The 22,282-nt window shown below is 54.4% G+C and carries 20 protein-coding genes and 1 pseudogene; 12 read left to right on the top strand and 9 right to left on the bottom strand.

Going from position 1 to position 22,282, the window contains the following annotated elements; translation table 11 throughout:
- Positions 1-22 precede the first annotated feature (22 nt).
- The 5 genes from HRQ87_RS04730 to HRQ87_RS20555 all read left to right on the top strand — a co-directional run bounded on the left by HRQ87_RS04730 (position 23) and on the right by HRQ87_RS20555 (position 5,295).
- Positions 23-1,609: a phosphate ABC transporter substrate-binding/OmpA family protein gene (locus tag HRQ87_RS04730; RefSeq protein WP_174135774.1), complete on the top strand. Its 1,587-nt coding sequence runs from the start codon at positions 23-25 to the stop codon at positions 1,607-1,609.
- Between the two features lie 81 nt (positions 1,610-1,690).
- Positions 1,691-2,293, top strand: coding sequence for a uracil-DNA glycosylase family protein (locus HRQ87_RS04725; protein ID WP_174135772.1), 603 nt, complete (start codon positions 1,691-1,693; stop codon positions 2,291-2,293).
- Positions 2,271-3,056 (top strand): SseB family protein, encoded by a 786-nt coding sequence (locus tag HRQ87_RS04720; RefSeq protein WP_174135770.1) that lies wholly within the window; start codon positions 2,271-2,273, stop codon positions 3,054-3,056. Before HRQ87_RS04725 ends, HRQ87_RS04720 begins: the two co-directional genes overlap by 23 nt.
- Positions 3,057-3,163: 107 nt before the next feature.
- Positions 3,164-4,192: an alcohol dehydrogenase catalytic domain-containing protein gene (locus HRQ87_RS04715; RefSeq protein ID WP_174135768.1), complete on the top strand. Its 1,029-nt coding sequence runs from the start codon at positions 3,164-3,166 to the stop codon at positions 4,190-4,192.
- 38 nt (positions 4,193-4,230) lie between these two features.
- Positions 4,231-5,295: an alpha/beta hydrolase fold domain-containing protein gene (locus HRQ87_RS20555; RefSeq protein ID WP_174135766.1), complete on the top strand. Its 1,065-nt coding sequence runs from the start codon at positions 4,231-4,233 to the stop codon at positions 5,293-5,295.
- On the opposite strand, the gene HRQ87_RS04705 is transcribed toward HRQ87_RS20555, so the two are convergent.
- The 3 genes from HRQ87_RS04705 to HRQ87_RS04695 all read right to left on the bottom strand — a co-directional run bounded on the left by HRQ87_RS04705 (position 5,280) and on the right by HRQ87_RS04695 (position 6,530).
- Positions 5,280-5,543, bottom strand: a complete 264-nt coding sequence (locus HRQ87_RS04705; protein WP_174135764.1) for a hypothetical protein — start codon at positions 5,541-5,543, stop codon at positions 5,280-5,282. The genes HRQ87_RS20555 and HRQ87_RS04705 overlap by 16 nt on opposite strands.
- 75 nt (positions 5,544-5,618) lie before the next feature.
- Positions 5,619-5,822, bottom strand: coding sequence for a dodecin family protein (locus HRQ87_RS04700; RefSeq protein WP_174135762.1), 204 nt, complete (start codon positions 5,820-5,822; stop codon positions 5,619-5,621).
- A 57-nt stretch (positions 5,823-5,879) separates the two neighbouring features.
- Positions 5,880-6,530 carry an arylesterase gene (locus tag HRQ87_RS04695; RefSeq protein ID WP_174136299.1) on the bottom strand — a complete coding sequence of 217 codons (651 nt, stop codon included), beginning with the start codon at positions 6,528-6,530 and terminating at the stop codon, positions 5,880-5,882.
- 64 nt (positions 6,531-6,594) lie between these two features.
- Between HRQ87_RS04695 and HRQ87_RS04690 the strand changes: the two genes are divergently transcribed.
- Together HRQ87_RS04690 and HRQ87_RS04685 are read left to right on the top strand one after the other, a co-directional pair.
- A complete protein-coding gene (locus tag HRQ87_RS04690) occupies positions 6,595-7,290 on the top strand; it encodes an ABC transporter ATP-binding protein (RefSeq protein ID WP_174135760.1) in 696 nt (231 codons plus the stop codon).
- Entirely contained in the window at positions 7,287-9,818 is a 2,532-nt protein-coding gene (locus tag HRQ87_RS04685) for an ABC transporter permease (protein ID WP_174135758.1), read from the top strand. The genes HRQ87_RS04690 and HRQ87_RS04685 overlap by 4 nt, the downstream gene beginning before the upstream one ends.
- A 47-nt stretch (positions 9,819-9,865) precedes the next feature.
- Here the strand turns inward: HRQ87_RS04685 and gltX are convergent, their stop codons facing one another.
- Positions 9,866-11,188: a glutamate--tRNA ligase gene (gltX, locus tag HRQ87_RS04680; RefSeq protein WP_174135756.1), complete on the bottom strand. Its 1,323-nt coding sequence runs from the start codon at positions 11,186-11,188 to the stop codon at positions 9,866-9,868.
- Between the two features lie 112 nt (positions 11,189-11,300).
- Here gltX and HRQ87_RS04675 point away from each other — a divergent pair, with 112 nt between their 5' ends.
- Positions 11,301-12,233 (top strand): MBL fold metallo-hydrolase, encoded by a 933-nt coding sequence (locus tag HRQ87_RS04675; protein WP_174135754.1) that lies wholly within the window; start codon positions 11,301-11,303, stop codon positions 12,231-12,233.
- Positions 12,234-12,279: 46 nt separating this feature from the next.
- On the opposite strand, the gene HRQ87_RS04670 is transcribed toward HRQ87_RS04675, so the two are convergent.
- Positions 12,280-12,807 carry a peptidoglycan recognition protein family protein gene (locus HRQ87_RS04670; RefSeq protein WP_174135752.1) on the bottom strand — a complete coding sequence of 176 codons (528 nt, stop codon included), beginning with the start codon at positions 12,805-12,807 and terminating at the stop codon, positions 12,280-12,282.
- A gap of 407 nt (positions 12,808-13,214) precedes the next feature.
- Here HRQ87_RS04670 and HRQ87_RS04665 point away from each other — a divergent pair, with 407 nt between their 5' ends.
- Positions 13,215-14,183, top strand: a complete 969-nt coding sequence (locus HRQ87_RS04665) for an ATP-binding protein (RefSeq protein WP_174135750.1) — start codon at positions 13,215-13,217, stop codon at positions 14,181-14,183.
- Positions 14,184-14,276: 93 nt separating this feature from the next.
- Here the strand turns inward: HRQ87_RS04665 and HRQ87_RS04660 are convergent.
- The 4 genes and pseudogenes from HRQ87_RS04660 to HRQ87_RS04645 form a co-directional block, all read right to left on the bottom strand.
- Positions 14,277-14,510 (bottom strand): annotated as a pseudogene (locus HRQ87_RS04660) (cryptochrome/photolyase family protein); the annotation flags it as partial.
- A 158-nt stretch (positions 14,511-14,668) separates the two neighbouring features.
- The gene (locus HRQ87_RS04655; protein ID WP_174135748.1) at positions 14,669-15,463 is read right to left on the bottom strand and encodes a hypothetical protein; all 795 of its coding nucleotides are present in this window, start codon (positions 15,461-15,463) and stop codon (positions 14,669-14,671) included.
- A 307-nt stretch (positions 15,464-15,770) separates the two neighbouring features.
- Complete coding sequence (locus HRQ87_RS04650) at positions 15,771-17,300, bottom strand: cryptochrome/photolyase family protein (protein WP_174135746.1); 1,530 nt, start codon at positions 17,298-17,300, stop codon at positions 15,771-15,773.
- Positions 17,294-17,959, bottom strand: a complete 666-nt coding sequence (locus HRQ87_RS04645) for an SDR family NAD(P)-dependent oxidoreductase (RefSeq protein WP_174136297.1) — start codon at positions 17,957-17,959, stop codon at positions 17,294-17,296. The genes HRQ87_RS04650 and HRQ87_RS04645 overlap by 7 nt, the downstream gene beginning before the upstream one ends.
- A gap of 225 nt (positions 17,960-18,184) precedes the next feature.
- Here HRQ87_RS04645 and HRQ87_RS04640 point away from each other — a divergent pair, with 225 nt between their 5' ends.
- From HRQ87_RS04640 to HRQ87_RS04630, 3 genes are all read left to right on the top strand, one after another.
- Positions 18,185-19,759, top strand: coding sequence for a 2-isopropylmalate synthase (locus tag HRQ87_RS04640; protein ID WP_174135744.1), 1,575 nt, complete (start codon positions 18,185-18,187; stop codon positions 19,757-19,759).
- Positions 19,760-20,006: 247 nt separating this feature from the next.
- Positions 20,007-20,816 (top strand): hypothetical protein, encoded by an 810-nt coding sequence (locus HRQ87_RS04635; protein WP_174135742.1) that lies wholly within the window; start codon positions 20,007-20,009, stop codon positions 20,814-20,816.
- A 378-nt stretch (positions 20,817-21,194) separates the two neighbouring features.
- A complete protein-coding gene (locus HRQ87_RS04630) occupies positions 21,195-22,232 on the top strand; it encodes a rod shape-determining protein (protein WP_174135740.1) in 1,038 nt (345 codons plus the stop codon).
- The last annotated feature ends 50 nt before the right edge of the window (positions 22,233-22,282 follow it).

Genomic DNA, 22,282 nt, shown 5'->3' with positions numbered 1-22,282 from the left:
AGTGATCTGTAGGAGACGAGTAATGACACTGTTTAAGACCAAGTTGAGTTCTGTACTGTTAACGAGTTGCCTTGTTTTTGGCTGTAATGTCGCATGGGCGAATGAAATTACACTAACGCGCGATGAAGACGAGATTGTGATGCGCGGTACGTTGTTACGATACGAAGACGGGTATTATGTCATCAAGACCTCGCTAGGGCAGATGACGGTCAACAGCGCGATGGTGGAATGCACGGGCGATGCCTGCCCGAAAACAGATGGCATCGATGCGAATTTCCGGATTGCGGGGTCTGATACAATCGGTATCGAACTGATGCCCTTGCTGATCAAGGGAATGGCTGCGCAAAACGGAACGGCGGTTGGAAATGAACGCAGCCAAGGCGGGCATCTGTCCACCATGACGGCGGTCAAGGATAACGGTCGCGGCGACAAGGATTTCACAGCTGTGGTCGAAGCGCGCGGATCCAGCAGCGGCTTTCAGGCGCTTTTGTCGGAAACGGCTGATTTGGCAATGTCATCGCGTCCGATCAAGTCGGAAGAGCATCAGGCGCTGTTGAATGCAGGTGCGGGCGATATGCGATCGCGGGCACAGGAACATGTGATCGCAGCAGATGGCATCATCATATCACTGAACCCTGAAAATCCGGTCGATCAGTTGACCGAAGCGGAAATCGCAGCACTGTTGTCTGGGCGGATCACGAACTGGCGTCAGGTGGGCGGCGAAGATGTTCCGGTCAAAGTTTACACCCGAAACGGCCAGTCCGGCACATCCGAGATGATCAAGAGCAGGTTTCTGAATCCGCAAAATGCATCCTTTGCACGGTCTTCCAAGGTGGTGCTGGGCAATGCGGAAATGGCCGAAGGTATCTTTCTGGACAAAGGGGCCATTGGATACCTGAGTGCGGGGTATGACACCGACACCAAACCTGTCGCGATCACCAGCCGATGTGGCATCACGACCATGCCGTCTGAATTCACGATCAAAACCGAAGAGTATCCGCTGCAACGGCGCTTGTATGTCTATCATCGCAACGGCGAACTGCCCCAAACCGTCAAGGCGCTTTTGTCCTATACATCAAGTGATGCAGCGGCCGGGTCCATTGAAAAGGCAGGTTTTGTCAGCTGGAACATTGTACAGCAATCACAGCAGGACATTGCCCAAGCTTTACGCAGTCAGATCACCGATACGCAAAGCCCGACAGAACAGAACCTGGCCCGCGCTCTGTACATTGATCTGTTGGAATGGGATCGGCTTAGCAGCACGTTCCGTTTTCAGACCGGGTCCAGCATTCTGGATAATCTGTCACAACAAAAGCTGGTGCGTCTTGCCAATTATATCGTTAACTTGCCAGCCGGGTCCGAGATCACGCTGACCGGTTTCACCGATAGTGATGGCGCTTTCAACGCAAACCAGCGTTTGTCCGAAGGGCGTGCGATGTCGGTGCGCGAGCAGCTTGAAGTTTTGCTGAAAGGCACCGATGTGCTGGACCGCGTGAAGATCAATGTCAAAGGCTATGGCCCGCTGAATGCCGTGGCTTGCAATGATGATTATCTGGCCCAGGGGTTGAATCGCCGGGTCGAAGTATGGGTGCGCCCGAATAACGGCTAACCCAGTATCGGGCCGGCGCTCTCCCTCGGGCGTCGGCCTTTTCATTTGTCTTCTGTCGGTTTGCCCCCAAATATAGCGGCGATGGATGATGTAATCAAAGACCTGAAGGGGTGTCGTTTGTGCGCAGACAGGTTTGCTGCAACTGCGACACAGCATTCTCCCAATCCGATTGTCTGGTTTCAACCTGGGGCGCGTCTGCTGATCGCATCGCAGGCGCCGGGAATGCGGGTGCATCAGGCGAATACGCCGTTCTGGGATCAGTCCGGCAAGCGGTTGCGCGACTGGCTGGGGTTGGACGAGACCGCATTTTACGACAGATCCCGCGTGGCGATTGTGCCGATGGCATTTTGCTTTCCGGGATATAACGCCGCTGGGTCTGATCTGCCGCCGCCGCCTATTTGTGCGCGGACATGGCGGGGGCGCGTCATGGCCGGTTTGAAAGATATCAAGTTGACCATTCTGATTGGCGGCTATGCGCAGAAATATCATCTTGAAGCACCGGGCAACGTGACGGAGACCGTCGCCAGCTGGCGCGACCATGGGCCAGGCGTTATCCCGTTGCCCCATCCGTCATGGCGTAATACAGCGTGGCTGAAGAAAAATTCGTGGTTTGAACGCGATTTGCTGCCCGTGCTGCGTGCCCGTGTGAAAAAGGTGATGAATGACACAGATAACGCCGCTTGATCAGGCCTTTGCGCAGATGCAATCCACAGACCTGGATGCAGACAGGTTGCGGTTTTACGAACGGTTTGCGGATGCCGAGCTGTTTTTGATGCTTGCAGACCAGCCGGACGATGACGCCGTGACGCCGGACATCTTTCAGGTCGATGGCAGCGGTTTCGTTTTGGTCTTTGATCTTGAAGAGCGACTGGCGCAATTCGCGGGACAGACCGTGCCTTATGTTGCGCTGTCGGGGCGCAATCTGGCTGGTATGCTGGCCGGGCAGGGATTGGGTGTCGGCTTGAACCTGGGGTCTGAAATGTCTGAATTTCTGATGCCTGCGGACGCTGTCACATGGGTGACGCAAACTCTGGCGAACACGCCCGATCAGGTGCAGGATCGTCCATCTGAATTACACGCGCCCAAAGGTCTGCCGGAGGTGCTGATCACTGCCCTTGATACAAAACTGGCGATCACAGGCGGGCGGGCGCGGTATGCCTATCTTTGTGGGGTCAGCTATGACGGTGGCGGTAAAAGCCATCTGTTGGCGTTTGTTGATGCGGTGCCGGGTGCCGAACAGGCATTGGCCAATGCCGTGTCCGAGGCGCTGATCTTTAGTGGGGTTGAAGCAGGCATGCTGGACGTAGGGTTTTTCGCGTCGCATGACGAAATGGCGGCAAGACTGGCGCGTGTCGGATTGCGGTTTGATTTGCCAGAACTGGACAACACCCGCGCGGCACCCGCACCGCCCGGGTCAGACCCTGACAAACCGCCCATCTTGCGCTGACCGCTCATCGCATCCTTGCGGGCGCTTTTCGCGTGGTCACTTGTTCGCCCTTTGCGTGTGGGTGTGATAGGCTGGGATAAACGCTTACAAAGAATGGATAAAGACACATGGCTGATACGATGTTTGCGCTTTTGCAAAAAGGCGATGGCTATTGCGATACTGCAACCGGACCACAAATCGAGAGCGCGAATGATTGGCTTGAGGCCGCAGAAATTCCAGTGCCGACGCCTGGATCAGGGCAAGTGTTGATCAAGGTCCTGGCGGCCAGTGTAAATCCGTCTGATCTGCACTTTATCAAGGGTGAATATGGTCAGCCCCGCGTCAAAGGCACGCCTGCAGGGTTTGAAGGCTGCGGCGAAGTGGTTGAAATCGCAGGCGATGGCGGTTTTGTTCAAAAGGGCATGCGTGTGGCGTTTGTCGCCGGCAAAGGTGGATCAGGCGCGTGGGCAGAATACGCTGTGGCCGATGCCATGGGCTGCATCCCGTTGCGTGATGATATCAGCGACGAAGATGGTGCGGCCCAGATCGTGAACCCGCTGACTGCCATGGCGATGGTGGATATTGCCGAAAAAGCGGGCGACGCGCTGGTGATCACGGCGGCCACATCGCAGCTGGGCAAACTGATGATCGGGCTGGCCAAGGACAAAGGACTAAAAGCCATTGCCACGGTGCGCCGCGATGATGCGATCCCTGCGTTGAAAGCCCTTGGCGCGGCCGAGGTTCTGAATACCGAAGCGCCTGATTTTCTGGACAGTGCCAAGGCGGCATTCAAAGAGATTAAGCCAACTGTGATGTTGGATGCAGTGTCGGATCAGACATCATCAGACATGTTTTTTGCCATGCCTGCGGGCGCGCGTTGGGTCACCTATGGCAAGTTAAGCGCAGACCTGCCAAAGCTGACCGAGATGGGGCAATTCATCTTTATGAACAAGCGGATCGAAGGCTTTTGGCTGACCATGTGGTTTCGTGACACACCCCCCGGCGATCAGATGAAAACCGTGGCTGAAGTGCAAGCGCGGTTCGCAGATGGACGCTGGAAAACGGATATCAGCGAAGTGCTGCCCTTGCGCGATGTCATGGAAAAGCTGCCCGCCGCTTTGAAGAAACCCGATGGCAAGGTCATCATCAAGCCATAAGATTTGCGCAGCGCAAAATCCGCGATAGGATGTACGCTGTGCGTATTGATAAAGGCCCTGTTATGACCCCTGAGATTGAAGCCAGACTGACCCGGTTTATCCTGTCACTACCCAAGCCGCTGCGCCGCGCGATGACGGGTGAACAGGTGATCACCCGGCGCGGCAATACGCTGGACGAAGATACGGCTGCGATTTTGTCGATGCAGAAACGCATGAAGCGCGACAGCTTTGATGTGATCGGCAAACGCGACGGGATTGATGCGGCGCGGGCGGCCAATCTGTTCAGTTTTCGATCAGGCGCTTTGGGGGCCAATACCCTGCCAGTGACACACCGTGATATCGTGGTGCCAGGGGACACGGGGCCGCTGAACGCGCGGCTTTATGTGCCAAAGACACCGTCAGACGGGCTGCTGATGTATTTTCATGGCGGTGGCTTCGTGATCGGGGATATTGAAACCTATGACGGGCTGTGCCGGTACATCGCGGATCGCACGCAAATGCAGGTGCTATCTGTGGACTATCGCCTTGGTCCTGAACATCGCTTTCCGGCCGGACACAAAGATACGATCGCAGTGGCGCAGGCCGTGATTTCCGATCCTGGTGCGTATGCCCCCGGTGCCACGCATGTTGCGGTTGGGGGTGATAGTGCGGGGGCCTGTCTGTCGTTGATGGCGGGGCAAAATGTGCAAGGGATACATGCGTTGTGGTTGCTGTATCCAGTGTGTGATTTCGTGAATGATTACCCCAGTTTGACCGAAATGGGCAGCGGGTTTGGTCTGAGCAAGGATATGATCCACTGGTTTTCAGAGCATTTTATAGACAACCCCGATTATGGCGACCCATTGGCATCGCCATTGTTGTGTGACAGCTGGGAAAACGTTCCGAAAACCTGGGTGTCGGGTGCGGGTTTTGATCCGCTTTTGGATCAAAGTTCAGCTTTGGCAGACAAGCTGCGCAGCCAAAACGTCGATGTCACATATGTTGTCGAAGCTGACATGATTCATGCCTATGCGAACCTGTTCGGCCTGTCGCAAAACGCGCGGGCCGCACTTGATCGTGCATGTGACTGGTTGTCGGGGGCTATGGATCAAAAGACCAGATAAATAATCAAAGCATTTGGCAGAATAAACAGGGCCGCAATACAAAACAGCTTGGCCGCTTTGCTGAGTTTTGCAAATTTTCCGTCGCCCAGGGCTGCTTCGCCATAGCCCATCGCACCTGCCATGACTGCATATCCGGCAGCCTGACGTTTGCGTTCCGATTGTTTCACCGAAGCCATGGCTGCATCATAAACAGCCTTCTGGCGCTGTTCTTCATCCAGCGCGGGCTTCAGATCATCCATATTCGACATAGTGTATTCCTCTTAAATATGTTGGTTTTAAATCTGTTGCGCGCAGCCCAAAAGTCGAGGTCCACGCGCATAAATTCAGTCTTTTAATATAAATGTGACTTTCAGGTTTACACGGTATTCCTTGATTTTTCCGTCTGCGACCGTGACTTTTTGATCCTGAACCCAAGCGTTCTGAACATTTTTCAGTGTTTTGCAGGCACGGTCGACGCCCTGCTCGACAGCATCGTCAAAGGATTTGGATGAACTTGCGATAATTTCGGTTACGCGTGCGACTGACATGGGTTTCCTCCCTTTAATTTACGGTAAGCAAAGGCTACGCGTTGATGGGGCAAAGGTCTATGACGGGTTATCTGCCGCATTCACAAGATCAAGCACGGCCGGACCGATGGCATCAACGATGATCTTCACACCGTCGGCATTCGGATGGATCCCATCGGCCTGCATATATTGTGCGATATCGCTTAGGTCATTGTTTTCGCTGTCAAACGCGGCGAACAGACTGGGCCAATATGCAGTGTCAAATTCATCAGACAGCTCAGGATAGATTGCGTCAAATTGTTGTTTGTAATCAGGGCCATAGTTTCCGGGTGCTTCGATCCCGACCAGCAACACATCTACGCCTGCGGTTTGTGTGGCTTGCAGAATGCCGCGAATATTGGCGCGGCTGGCAGCGGGGTCGATGCCGCGCAGCAGATCATTACCACCAAGCGACACGATCACTGCGTCGACCTCGGGTGTCAGGGTCCAACCGATGCGCGATAACCCGCCTGCGGTGGTATCGCCCGATACACCGGCGTTTATGACAGTCACGTCCGCCCCGTTCCCGCGCAACCATTCTTGCAATTGTGGAACCAATCCCTGGTCGGCAGGCAGTCCGTACCCTTGCGTCAGGCTGTCGCCCAATGCTGCAATCGTGACTGTTTCGGCCCGCGCGGCGAATGGGAAAATTAAAACAATTGCAAAGATCAGGTTGCGGAATGCTGACATTGCCCCATATCCCCAAAAGGCGCCTGTCCGGGCGATGTGTCTGTAAAGAAATGTGTACCGCTTCATGTCTGATCCTGTCATTTCACTAAATAATGCTGCGCTTTCATTGGATGGAAACGCGGGTCGCGTTGATATTCTTCACCAGATTACGCTGGACGTCCAGCGCGGCGAAACGCTTGGTCTTATTGGGCCATCCGGGTCTGGCAAATCCTCCCTTTTGATGCTGATGGGCGGGCTTGAGCAAGCTACAGGTGGGTCTGTTATGGCATTAGGGCAAGACCTGACCACCATGAACGAAGATGCATTGGCCCGTTTCCGCCGCGATCATATGGGTATTGTGTTCCAGTCTTTTCATCTGATCCCGACAATGACGGCACTTGAAAACGTGGCTGTGCCATTGGAATTGGCGGGCCACAAAGATGCCTTTGACCGGGCCGAGGCTGAATTGAAAACCGTCGGGCTGGAACAGCGGGCGGGTCACTATCCGTCGCAGATGTCAGGCGGTGAACAACAGCGCGTGGCCCTTGCCCGTGCATCCGCCCCGCGCCCTGCAATACTGCTGGCCGACGAACCCACTGGTAATTTGGATGGCGCCAACGGTGATGCCATCATGGATTTGCTGTTTGGGTTGCGTGATCGGCATCATGCGACGCTGGTCATGGTGACCCATTCACGCGAACTGGCTGCGCGCTGTGACCGGACAATCCGATTGCGTGATGGACATATTGATGTGGCTGACGCCGTGAAAGTCGCAGAATGAAGATCGCAACGGCATGGCGGTTCGCGTCGCGTGAATTGCGCGGTGGTTTGCAGGGGTTTCGCATTTTACTGGCCTGTCTGGCGCTGGGTGTGGCTGCAATTGCCGCCGTGGGCACGATCCGCGCCAGCATTCAGCAAGGCCTGGCTGAAAAAGGGTCTGAACTGCTGGGTGGTGATGCCCAGATGGAGTTTACATATCGCTTTGCCACCGATGAAGAACGTGCCTGGATGGCAGGGAATGCGCTGGCTGTGTCCGAGGTGACAGACTTTCGATCAATGGCCGTTGTGGGCAATGGTGACCAGACAGAACGCGGCTTGACGCAAGTGAAATCCGTCGATGATGTCTATCCGTTGATCGGCCAGATCACGCTTGATCCCGATATTTCATTAGATCAGGCTTTAGCAGGCAATGATGTACCCGGCGGTGTGATGGACCGCGTCCTGGTCGACCGATTGGGTCTGTCAATCGGGGATACGTTTCGCCTTGGAACACAAAGTTTTACGCTGACCGCACTGATTGTGACCGAACCCGATGGCGCGGCAGATGGATTTATGTTGGGGCCGCGTACATTGGTGCGTACGGCAGATCTGGCTGATGCGGGCCTGTTGGAAACGGGTACTCTTTATTCCACGAAATACCGTCTTGATCTGCCGGATGGGGTAAATCTGGCAGCGGTTGAACGACAGGCCGAAGAGCTATTCGAAGAAACCGGAATGCGTTGGAGCGACGCGCGCAATGGCGCCCCTGGTGTGCGCGAATTTGTCGACAGGTTGGGCGCGTTTCTGGTATTGGTCGGGCTGTCCGGCCTGGCCGTCGGCGGCGTTGGCGTATCGGCTGCTGTCCGGTCATATCTGGCGCGAAAAACCAGCGTGATTGCCACACTGAAAACGCTTGGCGCAGATCGCAGCACGATTTTCCTGACCTATTTCATGCAGATCGGCGTGTTGACAGTTCTTGGCATTATTCTTGGCATCATTCTGGGCGGCGGTATTCCGGTGCTGCTTGGGTCATTTATTGAGGCCCGCCTGCCAGTGCCCGCTGATTTCACGCTGCACCCCATGCCGCTGATCGAAGCTGCGCTTTACGGCACTTTAGCAGCGCTGATCTTTACGCTGTGGCCACTTGCGCGTGCGGATGACATTCGCGCCGCGACCCTGTTTCGGGATGCGTTGGACGGCAATCGCAAACTGCCCGCGCTGCGTTATCTGATTGCGATTGGCGCCTTACTGACAGCCCTTGTTGGATCCGCTATGTGGTTTTCCGGCACAGTACGCCTGACACTTTGGACGGCGGGTGGCGTTATGGGTGTTCTGATCGTCCTAAGTCTGTCTGCGATTGGCATTCGCTACGCGGCGCGAGTTCTGGCGCGGCGGTCCTTTGCACGGGGTCGCACGCGGCTGCGTCTTGCGTTGGCGTCGATCGGCGGTCCACGGGACGAGGCGACATCGGTTGTGCTGTCATTGGGCCTGGGTCTGTCGGTGCTGGCCGCTGTGGGACAGATCGATGGCAATCTGCGTAACGCGATTGCAACGGACCTGCCTGAGGTGGCCCCAAGTTATTTCTTTGTCGATATCCAAAACGATCAACTGCCCGGCTTTCTGGATCGGCTTGAGAATGACGATGCCGTCAGCAACATGGAAACGGCGCCAATGCTGCGCGGTGTGATCAGCCGTATCAACGGTCGTCCCGCGCGCGAAGTCGCGGGTGATCATTGGGTGATTACGGGTGATCGCGGTGTGACTTATGCGGCATCGCAGCCAGAAAATACTACTGTGACAGAAGGCGAATGGTGGCCTGATAACTACACAGGCGCCGCGCAGATCAGCTTTGCCGAAGAAGAAGCGCTTGAGATGGGGCTGGGCATTGGCGATGAGTTGACAGTGAATGTCCTGGGCCGGGATATCGTGGCGACCATCACCAGTCTGCGCGTCGTGGATTTTTCGAACGCTGGCATCGGATTCGTGATGACCATGAACGAGGCCGCATTGGTTGGCGCGCCGCATACCCATATCGCTACGGTTTACGCCGAACCCGAAGCCGAGGCACGGATTTTGCGTGATCTGGCCAATGCTTATCCCAATATTACAGCGATCCGGGTGCGCGATGCCATTGCTTTGGCGTCAGATGTTCTGGCGGGAATTGCGGCAGCCACGTCCTATGGCGCGGGGGCGACGTTGCTGACGGGCTTTATGGTGCTGATCGGTGCCGCGGCGGCCGGGCAGGCGGCCCGCACGTACGAGGCTGCGATTTTGAAAACTGTCGGGGCTGGACGCAAAACAATATTCGCCAGCTTTATCATGCGCGCGGCCTTGCTTGGCGGTGCGGCCGGAATTATTGCACTGATTGCAGGCATATCGGCAGGGTGGGCTGTATCCACGTTCATCATGGAAACAGGGTACAGTGTGATGTGGTCATCCGCGCTGATCATCGTCATCGGCGGCGTGCTGGCCAACATGCTGGCCGGGCTTGCGTTCACATGGCGCCCCCTTGCAGCACGCCCTGCGCAAATTCTGCGGGCTAAGGAATAATCGCAAAGAAAGCCCGCAAGGGATTGATGAGCGTCCCGTTGAACGATCTATTGGCGGGCCTTTATCACTTGTAAAAGTGGCAGAACCTGCGACATGTCCGGCCCGTGGCTTTGCCCGGTCAACGCCTTGCGCAATGGCATGAATAACCCACGCCCCTTGCGCCCGGTTGCCTGTTTGACGTCAGCGGTCCACTCGCCCCAGGTGCTTTCCGTAAAAGGCCCATCAGGCAGTAACCCCATCGCCTGATCGACGAATTCTTTATCCTCTTCGTCAATAACCGGATCCGCGCCTTTGGAAAATAACACCCACCAGCCAGCCAGATCGGCTTTGGTCGTAATGTTTTCGCGCGTGATCGCCCAAAAATTTTGGGCCTGATCGTCAGGAACGCCAAGGGCGCGAATATCATCAGCCACATCGGAATAGTTTAGTGTTTGCAGATATTTCGCTGTCATTGGAAACAGATCATCCACGTCGAATTTCGTGGGCGCTGATCCAAAATGGTCAAGATCAAATCCTTCAGCCAATTCCTGCATGGATGTGCGTATCTCAACCGGGTCCGACGATCCAAGCCGTGCCATAAGGCTCAGCAGTGCCATCGGCTCTACACCCTGTTCACGCAGATCGCGCAGGGCCATTGTGCCAAGGCGCTTCGATAAAGCCTCGCCCTGTGGACCGGTCAGCAGCGAATGGTGCGCGAAATCGGGAACGGTGCCGCCAAGCGCCTGGATCATCTGAATTTGTGTCGCGGTGTTGGTCACGTGATCAGACCCGCGCACCACATGCGTTACACCCATATCCGTATCATCCACGACTGACGCCAGCGTATAAAGCACCTGTCCGTCGCCGCGGATCAAAACCGGGTCAGATACACTGGCCGCATCGATTGAGATATCCCCAAGAATACCATCTTTCCATTCAATCCGCGTCTGATCCAACTTGAAGCGCCAATGCCCCGAACGGTCCGCGCGCAGAGCGTCCTTTTCAGCGTCACTCAGGTCAAGGGCCGCGCGATCATAGACCGGCGGTTTGCCCATGTTCAGCTGTTTCTTGCGCTTCAAGTCCAGTTCGGTCGGGGTTTCAAACGCCTCGTAAAACCGGTCTATCTTGCGCAGTTTATCAGCCGCATCCGCATAGCGACCCAATCTGTCTGACTGACGTTCCACCCGGTTCCATTCCAGCCCCAGCCAGTCCAGATCCTGCTTGATGGCATCAACGTATTCTTCTTTGGACCGTTCCGGGTCGGTGTCATCAATCCGCAGAATAAACGTGCCCCCCGCCTTGCGGGCGATCAGGTAATTGAAAAGCGCTGTGCGTAGGTTGCCAACATGAATGTATCCAGTGGGGGACGGCGCGAAACGGGTAACTGTCATCGGAAATCTCCTGTTGGCGGTTCCATTTCATAACATCACAATTTTGTCCATATCAGTCGCCGCAGAACGCAATCGTGCTATTATCATTTCATCAACTTCAGGAGGGACACGCATGTCATTCAAACTTACCCGTCGCCAGGCCATTGCTGCCACCGCAGCCACGCCACTGCTTGCGGCCACAGCTTCACCCGGGTTTGCCGGTGGTCACGGTGGTAAAGCCCCGATGCCATTGGCCCACACCTTCAACCTGGGCAGCTTTGGCGTCACGACCTTGTTGGATGGTACGACACCGCGGGATGAACCGCAAAGCATCTTTGGCATGAACGTATCACCCGAAGAATTCGCCACTGTCTCCGAAGCGAACTTTATTTCGACCGACAGCGCACAGTTTTATTTTACCCCGACGGTTATCGACACAGGCACAGATGTCGTTTTGTTTGACACCGGCCTGGGGCAGGGCGGTCTGCAAAAAGCATTGGCAGAAGCCGGGGTCGAAGCTGACGCGGTCAACGTTGTCGTGATTACCCACATGCACCCCGATCATATTGGCGGTTTGATGACGGACGGCCAGCCTACATTCCCGAACGCCCGCTACGTGACAGCCAGTGCCGAATATGATTTCTGGTCTGCACAAGAGGCCGGCAATCGCGTAGGCGACATGGTCAAACAGAATGTCACGCCGCTGGCTGAAAAAATGACATTCATCGAAGACGGTGGCGAAGTTGTATCTGGGGTGACGGCCATGGCTGCCTTTGGTCACACACCGGGCCACATGACCTATATGCTGGAAAGCGACGGGCAACAGTTGGTGCTGATGGCCGATCTGGCCAATCACTATGTCTGGTCGCTGGCCTATCCCGATTGGGAGGTCCGCTTTGACATGGACAAAGCCGCCGCTGCCGCCAGCCGCCGCCGCGTTTTGGGTATGCTGGCCGCCGATAAAATCCCGATGATCGGATACCACATGCCATTCCCCGCCGCCGGTTTCGTCGACACCCGCGACGACGGCTTCCGCTATGTGCCGGTCAGCTATCAGCTGATGTGATCTGTTATTTTGAAAAACATTGCGATGCGTTCGCGCGTCGCAAACTCTAAGCCATTTTCAGGGCTTGGAAAAAGTGATCTTTAGGAAAATGCTGACCTGGACAAAGCGAGGCTTCACCACGCGTATCGCCATGAAGGCTGACGTTTTCAAGTATGATATCATGTTCTTGCATCAGAGTCCGACACAACATTACGGCCGCGTTGAACTGCGTATCGTCCAGTTTGCCAATATGAAAGTTTCCGATTAGACATACGCCGATGCCCCGCACATTACGATCAAGGTTGTTTGACGACATATGCGCGCCCCAAACCCCCCGTTTCCAACGTTCAGTTTCAACAACTTTCCCCAGACCAATACCGTTCCCGTTTCCGATCAGGAAATGATATGGCACCATGTCAATTGGGTCGTTGGGTTGGCGTTGTCGGTGGATATCTTTCAGTGCTGCCTCATCCCCGAAACGCCCGGCGCTGTGATGGATCACCAGATATTGCCAGCGCGATATCAGCCCCAATGAAACGCCTGCGGTTGCGGCAACACTAAGTCCCCCGATCAGAATGCTTCGCCGTTTCCACATGTTTTGATAATCCTGAAAAGCTAAATCTATGAAAATTTACCTATTTCCGGTCTGTTATACAAACCGCTTCATAACTATTTCTTGCTGCGCCTGCGGTGAAGGTTTTCCGAGTCAGCTATCAGCTGATGTGATCCGATTCTTTATCTAAAAACTGGGCGCATTTCTAAGGGGATGCGTCCTGACTCAATCAACGACCAAGAGTTGACTTTTGGTAAAGATAATATGTCTAAAATGAGGGACTTTCTTATGTGGACAACTGTCAAGTGCGACTGGCACTGATGCGAATGCATAACCTGCCTACCAATGTCAGCAGTGAGCCCAAGTTGACCAATGCTGCAAAGCGCGAGAACGGCGGCTTTTCGATCCTATCACTAGAGTATGGCCGACAAAGCGTGTAAAAAAATCTCATGGAAATACTGACGTTTAGAGAAGCGGTAAGAAAACGGCCCGGTATGTATATCGGAGACGTAACCGACGCGAGTGGCGCTAACCATATCGTTTTTGAATTGGTAGCGAACGTTCTTGACCAGTTCTTGGCCAACGCCGCAACACGGTGTGAGGTCGAGCTTGATGGGTTTGAGTTGACCATCTTGGACGACGGACCAGGACTGCCCTTTCATGTGAGTGCCTATAACGGTGACGGTTCGCAGGCAGAATATGTTCTTGAGAATGCGCACTTCGGGGCAACGGCTAGTGGTCATGCACCGCATGTGCATCTCGTATCCAACGGTGTTGGTTTGGCAGTAGTTAACGCTCTTTGCTCAGAGTTCACGGTGGTATCTTCTGACGGCCAAAGTACGTGGTCGCATGCCTACGAAGCGGGAAATCCAATCGGACAACCAAACGTTACAAATGCAAAAGAAAGCAGCGGTACCCGACTGGTTTTGCGTTTGGACCAAGAAATCTTCCGATGCCCGCCAGATCAATCGTATCTGAGTTCTACCCTTCGCGAAAAGTCACACCTCTTTCCTGGGTTTGAGATTGTATTCAATGGCTCAAGTTTCATCGCAGCGGGCGGCCTTATGAGCCTTGCGGAGAGCTTTTGTGACGGCGACGAGCAACCAACTCTTTGGCATCGTCAAGAATACGCGGACTTCCAAATCGATTTGGCGCTTGCGGGCTCAGGCTCTGAAGCGCTCACATCGCAAAGCTGGGTAAATGGTAGCCTTACAGCCGATGGTGGAACCCACCAAGATGCACTGATGAAAACTCTCAAAAATGCCAACTGGAAACCCAAGGTCAGCCTTGTTCACGTTGTTATGCTTCAACCCGAATTTGCAGGGCCAACAAGAAACAAGCTCTGGGCTCCGTCCCTTAAAGAACCACTAGAGGCAGCATTTTCTGAGGCACTGGCTTCAAAACTGCGTGGGCCTTGATGACACTGCTCTTGGGCAAGCGGACGTTGAACATTGATTGATGAACGGCAGAAAAGTCCCGCACAGCAGACTTTTACGAAGTCACGTGCCAATAAACGGGCACGCCTTTTCCCCCGTTTTGGCGCTGACTGAATAGTGGCACGACTTGCAGTAATCCGACATCTTGTTGATATAGGCCCCGCTGGACACATAGGGCTTTGACGCGACGATCCCCCCATCGGCAAACTGGCTCATCCCCACGGTGTTCGGCGCCTCGACCCATTCATAGGCGTCGGCGTAGACGGCCAGATACCATTCGTGGACCTCGGTCGGGTTGATCCCCGACAGCTATCAGCTGATGTGATCCGGTTCTTTATCTGAAATCGGGCGCATTTCTAATAAAATGCACCCGTATTGTTTTGATAAGGTTCACTTGAATAAATATGCTTAGAACCATCTGGTCATTTATTATATTAGTCTCAACAGGGGGCTTGATCGGTGTTAAATTATTTCTCTATCGGACAGATTTTCTGCTTCTCATAAGCGGCTTGAAGTTGGCCTCTTAGCCCATTTAATCTATTAATTGTTTGGCAATGTTTCCCAGAACATGTTTGCCGTTCATCATTCACAATCCCAACATAAGCAACTGATCCAAGAAAAAGCCCATCAAGCTCATCAAACTCTGTGTTGATCGGAAAACAGCCAAGGGTGGCTTGTATCATGTTAAGGTCTGTTTGCATCGCGTCTAACATCAGTTCGACTGCTGGATTTTCAAAAATATCGCGCCAATACCAGTTTTGCAGATGTTTAAATAATATCGCCGACCCCTCATCACCCAAGGAAGCGATAGGTACATTCTGGGCCCCTATGCTACCTTTATCTAAGGCCGAAAAGACGCGCTGTCCTTCAGAGCTATCGACAGTTACCTTCCATGTACTTTCGGTCAGTTGAAATTCCATAGGTGACAGACAAATCGTTACTTCGCCTTGCATTGAAATCGACATATCAAGCTTTTCAATTTGCTCAACCAGACGCTCTTCGACCTTTTGCCCGCAGTCGAGTGGGGTGTGTGTGCTTTCAACTCCGCGCCGAACGGTTGTATAGCAAACGGGGCGGGTTAGTGTAACAATACCGTTCTCGACAACAGCCTTGATATTCGAATTCTCGTCATAAATCATATAGTTGATGTCATTGGCAATAATGGGCACCCGATAGGCGGTCTGGTGGGGTGCCGAACACTCTGGATAATTTGTGATCAATTCAAACTGGCCATAAACAAAATTCGGCTGGCCTTCGGTCACAAGCTGCGCTGTCTCTTGTGACCAGCCAGGGATCGCAGACAGTATGGCAAAACTTGTAGTCAGTATTGTGAAAAACGCAGTGGGCCTCATAAAATCTAACCTGTTTTAATTTTTTCCAAGATTTATGTATGCATTAAAGATGGTAAAAACAAGGAAGGTTAGACACACCCGCGGTTTCTGCCAGCAGTTTAAAGCAGATCCACAATTAACACTCTAATAACTAATATAACCAACTGATTAAAAAACATAAAAAGTTGACAGCTGTCAACTTTTTGACATGCCAGTTGTAAGACATTTCTTTAGCGTCTCAAACAACTTCCGACCCGTTCAGTTTGTGCAAAAACGCATCCCCTTCGGCCAATACCGTTTCGCGGCGGTCTTCATCCATTCGGTCCCAGGTGCGGTACATCTGGCCCATGCGGGGGTTGTTTTCGAACCGGTCACGGTGGCGGTTCAGGAAGTTCCAGTAGAGCAGGTTGAAGGGGCATGCCTTTTCCCCCGTTTTGGCACTGACTGAATAGTGGCACGACTTGCAGTAATCCGACATCCTGTTGATATAGGCCCCGCTGGACACATAGGGCTTTGACGCGACGATCCCCCCGTCGGCAAACTGGCTCATCCCCACGGTGTTCGGCGCCTCGACCCATTCATAGGCGTCGGCGTAGACGGCCAGATACCATTCGTGGACCTCGGTCGGGTTGATCCCCGCCAGCAGTGCGAAATTCCCCGTCACCATCAGGCGCTGGATGTGGTGGGCATAGGCCTCCTCCCGCGTCTGTTCCACGGCCTTGGCGATGCAGTTCATCCGGGTTTCGGCCCCCCAATAGAAATCTGGCAAGCCGCGCTGGTGGTTCAGTGCGTTGCGGCGCGGGTAGTCGGGGCCTTCCAGAAAATAGATACCGCGGATGTACTCGCGCCAGCCGATGATCTGGCGAATGAACCCTTCGACCGCGTTGATCGGCGCATCGCCCGCCTGATAGGCCTCTTCCGCAGCCCGGCAGACCTCAAGCGGGTCCAGCAGCCCCGCGTTCAGGTAAAACGAGATCAGCCCGTGATACAGGAACCGGTTGTCGTTCATCATCGCATCCTGAAAATCGCCAAACTTGGGCAGAGCGTTTTTGATGAAATGGGTCAGTTGCCGCCGCGCCTGCCCCTGATCGGTGGCAAACCAGAACGGGCGCAGGTCGCCGAAAGAATTGCCAAAGCGCGCCTCGACAAGGTCCAGAACCTGTTCGACCGTGTCGTCGGGCGTGAACTGCATCGGACCGCCAAAATCAACCTCATCCGGGGCGGGTTTGCGGTTGTCGTGGTCATAGTTCCACTTGCCGCCCTCGGGCTTGTCGCCATCCATCAACAGACCCGTCTTGCGGCGCATGTCGCGGTAAAAATACTCCATCCGCAACTGCTTGCGCCCGTCGGCCCAGTCCTCAAACTCCTTATGCGAGGCGATGAACCGCGTGTCCTGAAACTGGTGCACCGGGATCGGCATATCCTCAAGGGCCGAGATCAGCCGCCATTCGCCCGGCTCGGTCGCCAGCACTTCCTTGGCGTCGAATTCATCGGCCCGGCGCAGCAATTCGCCGGGGATCGACTGGCTGTTACCCTCGTCATCCAACCGGCTATAGGCCACCTGCCAGCCGTCATCGCGCAGCCGTGCCGCAAATTTGCGCATGGCGGCGAATAGAAAGGCGATCTTTTTAGGATGGTGGCGCACATAGCTGGCCTCATCCATCACCTCGGCCATGACGACGACATCCGAGCCCTTATCCGCCTCGCGCAGCGCCGCGATATCGGTCGACAGCTGATCGCCCAGAACCAGAACCAACCGCGTCACCACGGCACCTCTTTTCCCGCCCAGTCAAAGAACCCGCCGGTCTGATCCGTCGTCAGCCCGTCCAGTACCCGCAACAGGTTCTGCGCCGCTTCTTCCGGCGGAACAGTCTTGTGCCTACCCGCATATTTTTCGGTAAACTTCGTCGCCACAGTGCCGGGGTGCATCGTGACACAAATCGCCTGCTTGTGCGTGCGCGCCAGCTCAATCGCGCCGGTGTGAATGACCTGGTTCAGCGCCGCCTTGGCGGTACGATAGGAATACCACCCCCCCATCGCATTATCACCAATCGAGCCCACACGCGCCGACATCGCCGCAAACACCGCCCGCCGGTCGCGTGGCAACAACCGAAGGCCATGCTTCATCACCAGCGCAGGACCCACAGCATTCAACCGAAACTGATCCATCATCGCCTGCGCGCTCAGCGCCTTGATCGTCTTTTCCGGCTCGGCCCCGTCAATCTCCAACGCGCCGGTCACCACGAATATCAGATCATATGGCCCGGTCAGCAAGCCCAGGGCCGCCTCAACCGATGCCTCATCCGTCACATCCAGCCCATCGCCGGACCGCGATAAACCCGTGACGGCAACGCCCCGCGTCTCAAGTGCTGCCACCAAAGCCCGCCCGATCCCGCCGCTGCTGCCGATAATCAATGCCTTTTCCATGTCAAAGGCACATAGATGTATCGGTTGCGAAAACCAGCTTTTCATTTGTAAAAACCGCGGTATAGTGCCGCGCATGTTGAGCACACCACATATCGCCAACCGCGCCGCAGCGGCACTTGGCCTGCTCCTTCTCCTTAGCCGCCCTTGAGCGTGCCTTTCGGCGCGACCGCTCAGGGGTGACAGCGCGCCGATCATAAAGCTAAGGAACATTCAGGAATAACGACCATGACACAGACCGACCAAGATCGCGTGATGATCTTTGACACCACCCTGCGCGACGGCGAACAAAGCCCCGGCGCCACGATGACCCACGACGAAAAACTGGAAATCGCAGGCCTTTTGGACGACATGGGCGTCGATATCATCGAAGCGGGCTTTCCCATCGCATCTGAAGGCGATTTTGCCGCCGTCACGGAAATCGCCAAGAACGCGCAAAACGCCACGATCTGCGGCCTGTCGCGCGCCAATTTCAAGGATATCGACCGCTGTTGGCAGGCGGTGAAACACGCCAAATCCCCCCGCATCCACACTTTCATCGGCACCTCGCCCCTGCACCGCGCCATCCCGAACCTGACACAGGATGAAATGGCCGAACGCATCCATGATTGCGTCACCCATGCCCGTAACCTCTGCGACAACGTGCAGTGGTCCAGCATGGATGCCACCCGCACTGAATGGGATTTTCTGAAGCGCACCGTCGATATAGCCATCAAGGCGGGCGCGACGACGATCAACATCCCCGATACCGTGGGCTATACCGAACCTGCGGAATCCGCCGATCTGATCAAACGCCTGATTGCCGAGGTCGAAAATGCCGACACGGTGATCTTTTCGACCCATTGCCACAACGACCTGGGTATGGCGACGGCCAATAGTCTGGCGGCCGTCAACGGCGGCGCACGGCAGATCGAATGCACGATCAACGGTCTGGGCGAACGCGCGGGTAACACCGCGCTGGAAGAAGTCGTGATGGCCCTGCGCGTGCGCCATGATATCATGCCGTTCGACACCCGCATTGACACTACCAAAATCATGAACATCTCGCGCCGGGTGGCGACAGTTTCCGGCTTTCCAGTGCAGTTCAACAAGGCCATCGTCGGCAAGAATGCCTTCGCCCATGAAAGCGGCATCCATCAGGATGGCATGCTGAAAAACCGCGAAACATTTGAGGTCATGCGCCCCGAAGATGTCGGCCTGTCCGGCACATCCCTGCCCCTTGGCAAACATTCCGGCCGCGCGGCCCTGCGTGACAAGCTGGAAAAACTGGGTTTTGAGATGGGCGATAATGAGCTGAAGGATATATTTGTTCGGTTCAAAGCACTGGCTGACCGCAAAAAAGAAGTCTTCGACGAAGACCTGATCGCCCTGATCCGGGATGAGGAAACCAATACAGCCCACGACCGGCTGCAACTGAAATCCCTGCGTGTCATCTGCGGCACCGACGGCCCGCAAGAGGCACAGCTGACCATGACCATCGACGGCGATGAAAAACAGGTCACCGCGACGGGCGATGGCCCCGTTGACGCGACCTTCAACGCGGTCAAACAGCTTTTCCCCCACACCGCACGGCTGCAGCTTTACCAGGTCCACGCCGTGACCGAAGGCACCGACGCCCAGGCCACCGTCAGCGTGCGGATGGAGGAAGCAGGCAAAATCGTCACCGGCCAATCCGCCGACACCGACACCGTCGTCGCCTCGGCCCGCGCCTATATCAATGCCCTGAACCGCCTGCTGGTCCGCCGCGAAAAAGGCAAACCCGACGAAGACATCAAGACCGTCACGTACAAAGACGCGGGATGATAGCAAATCTGCCTTCTTGTTGGCGAAAAATGCTTATCAGTAATCCATAGTTGATTTTTTCGATTAACTGAAAATTAAGTATTTGGCGGGAACGTTGATACTTAATTCTATGCATTTGATTACGATGTCATTAAGTTGTTGGTAAAGGTCTAGCGCAAGCGTGTTGGCTATGTTCTGTTCTTGATCCTCAACTGAAAATGGCAAAGTTGCATTTATGAATTGCCTATTCCGCTTGCTGGAGATTTAGATGAGAATTGTTGCACTACTTATGCTTATTGCATCATTGATGCTTTCTAGCCCTGCTATTGCTTGGCTTTGGGGTAACGACAGTGAGTTAGATTTCTCGTCGGTCGATACGATGCAAAAGTCCGTGGAAGAAGTGACAAAAGATATGTCACCTGCCAACAAAGAAGCATTTGGGCGTGCTTTGTTGTCGATCCTAATTGAGAAAAACCCCATTACTGGTGAAGCCAAGCCAGGTCTTCCTCAACTCATGGCAATGGGGCAGCTTGGCGACAAATTCTATGATGGCATGAGCGATTGGATGTCGGAGGTTACCATCGATGAAGTGAAAGCGAAAGCAACAGCAATGGTATCTCTTGAAGCTTCCAAAGCCGATGCCGCTGAAAAGGCAGAAGCCGAGAAGCAACAAAAGGCCGAGGTACTGCTAGCTCAACAAAAATGCTTGGATGAACGGATTATAATATCGAACATCAGCGTAGGAAAAGGCGATTTCTCAAATAACTTGACCTTTGATATTACAAACAACCTTCCTTTTGCTATTAGCGGATTTCAGTTCGAATACGTATTGAAACAAGAAGGTAGGTCGGTTCCAATCAACAAGGATGATAGCTCTTTTTCTGTTTCGGGTGGTGTCGAACCAAGGGAAACAAAATCCTTGTCATATTACTACCACGGACCAACTGGAGAGATCGGAAAGACGTTTGTTGAAACCAGAATGATAAACGCCTTCGATGCGATCGAGCTTCCACTGTTAAACACAAATACCACGTATTTGGGTAGACCAGAGGGCTTTTCAGATCAGAAGTGTGAGTGAGTGTCAGGACAATGCTTCCCGAAAACCGTCCATACACGTGCGCCTGGGTAATTCTCGTAAACGCGTCCTAACGAAACCTATGGGGTGTTGTAGCAGTTGAGGCAATGTTGGAAGACCTGATTCAGTCGCACATTTTGATCAAGATAGATTAATGACATTCTCGACAATGAATTACGAATACTCTCAAAAATATTCTCGCCGAAGGCACCGCGTCGCGCTTTTGCGCGGCACAACACAGGAAACGACGCGATAAGCGTCACGTTATGACAGCAATTTCCCGCCAGACAGGCCTTTCCCCGGACCGCATGCGCGCATATAAGAAGCGTCAGCAGGTATAAAATGGGCAGAGTCGCCCGGGTGGATTGAGGTAAAGCAGAGATGTTCGGATTGGGTGGCGTCTTTTCGTCTGATATGGCGATTGACCTTGGGACAGCGAATACGCTGGTATATGTCAAAGGCAAGGGCATTATCGTCAGTGAACCGTCCGTTGTGGCCTATCAGGTCAAAGACGGGGTCAAAAAAGTTCTCGCGGTCGGCGAAGACGCCAAACTGATGCTGGGCCGAACGCCCGGCAGTATCGAGGCGATCCGCCCGATGCGCGACGGCGTCATTGCAGATTTTGATGTGGCTGAAGAAATGATCAAACATTTCATTCGCAAAGTCCATAAACGCACGACATTTTCGAAACCTAAAATCATCGTTTGCGTGCCGCATGGTGCGACACCCGTTGAAAAGCGCGCTATCCGTCAGTCGGTGTTATCGGCCGGTGCGCGGCGGGCGGGTCTGATTGCCGAACCGATTGCGGCGGCCATCGGGGCAGGTATGCCAATCACGGATCCGACTGGGAACATGGTCGTCGATATCGGCGGCGGTACGACCGAAGTGGCTGTTCTATCGCTGGGCGATATCGTTTATGCGCGGTCGGTCCGGGTCGGTGGTGACCGCATGGACGAGGCGATCATAAGTTATTTACGCCGTCAGCAGAACCTGCTGATCGGTGAGGCAACGGCTGAACGGATCAAAACATCTATCGGCACAGCGCGGATGCCTGACGATGGACGCGGATCCAGCATGCAAATCCGGGGGCGTGATCTGTTGAATGGCGTGCCTAAGGAAATTGAGATCAGCCAGGCCCAAGTCGCCGAAGCACTCGCCGAACCGGTTCAGCAAATCTGCGAAGCTGTGATGACCGCATTGGAAGCAACGCCACCCGATCTTGCCGCCGATATTGTGGATCGCGGTGTGATGTTGACCGGGGGTGGTGCGTTGCTGGGCGAACTTGATCTGGCCTTGCGTGAACAGACCGGGCTTGCCATTTCCGTGGCCAATGAAAGTCTGAACTGCGTGGCGCTTGGGACTGGCAAAGCTTTGGAATACGAAAGTAAATTGCGCCATGTCATTGATTATGAAAGCTGATTTGCAGTTGGTTTTGTCAGGTATCACAGGCTAAACTGTGTTTATCCACA

Origin of the sequence: Parasulfitobacter algicola, assembly GCF_013315265.1 — a bacterium.
GTDB classification, from domain to species: domain Bacteria; phylum Pseudomonadota; class Alphaproteobacteria; order Rhodobacterales; family Rhodobacteraceae; genus Parasulfitobacter; species Parasulfitobacter algicola.
This window is presented reverse-complemented; position numbering and strand designations above follow the sequence as displayed.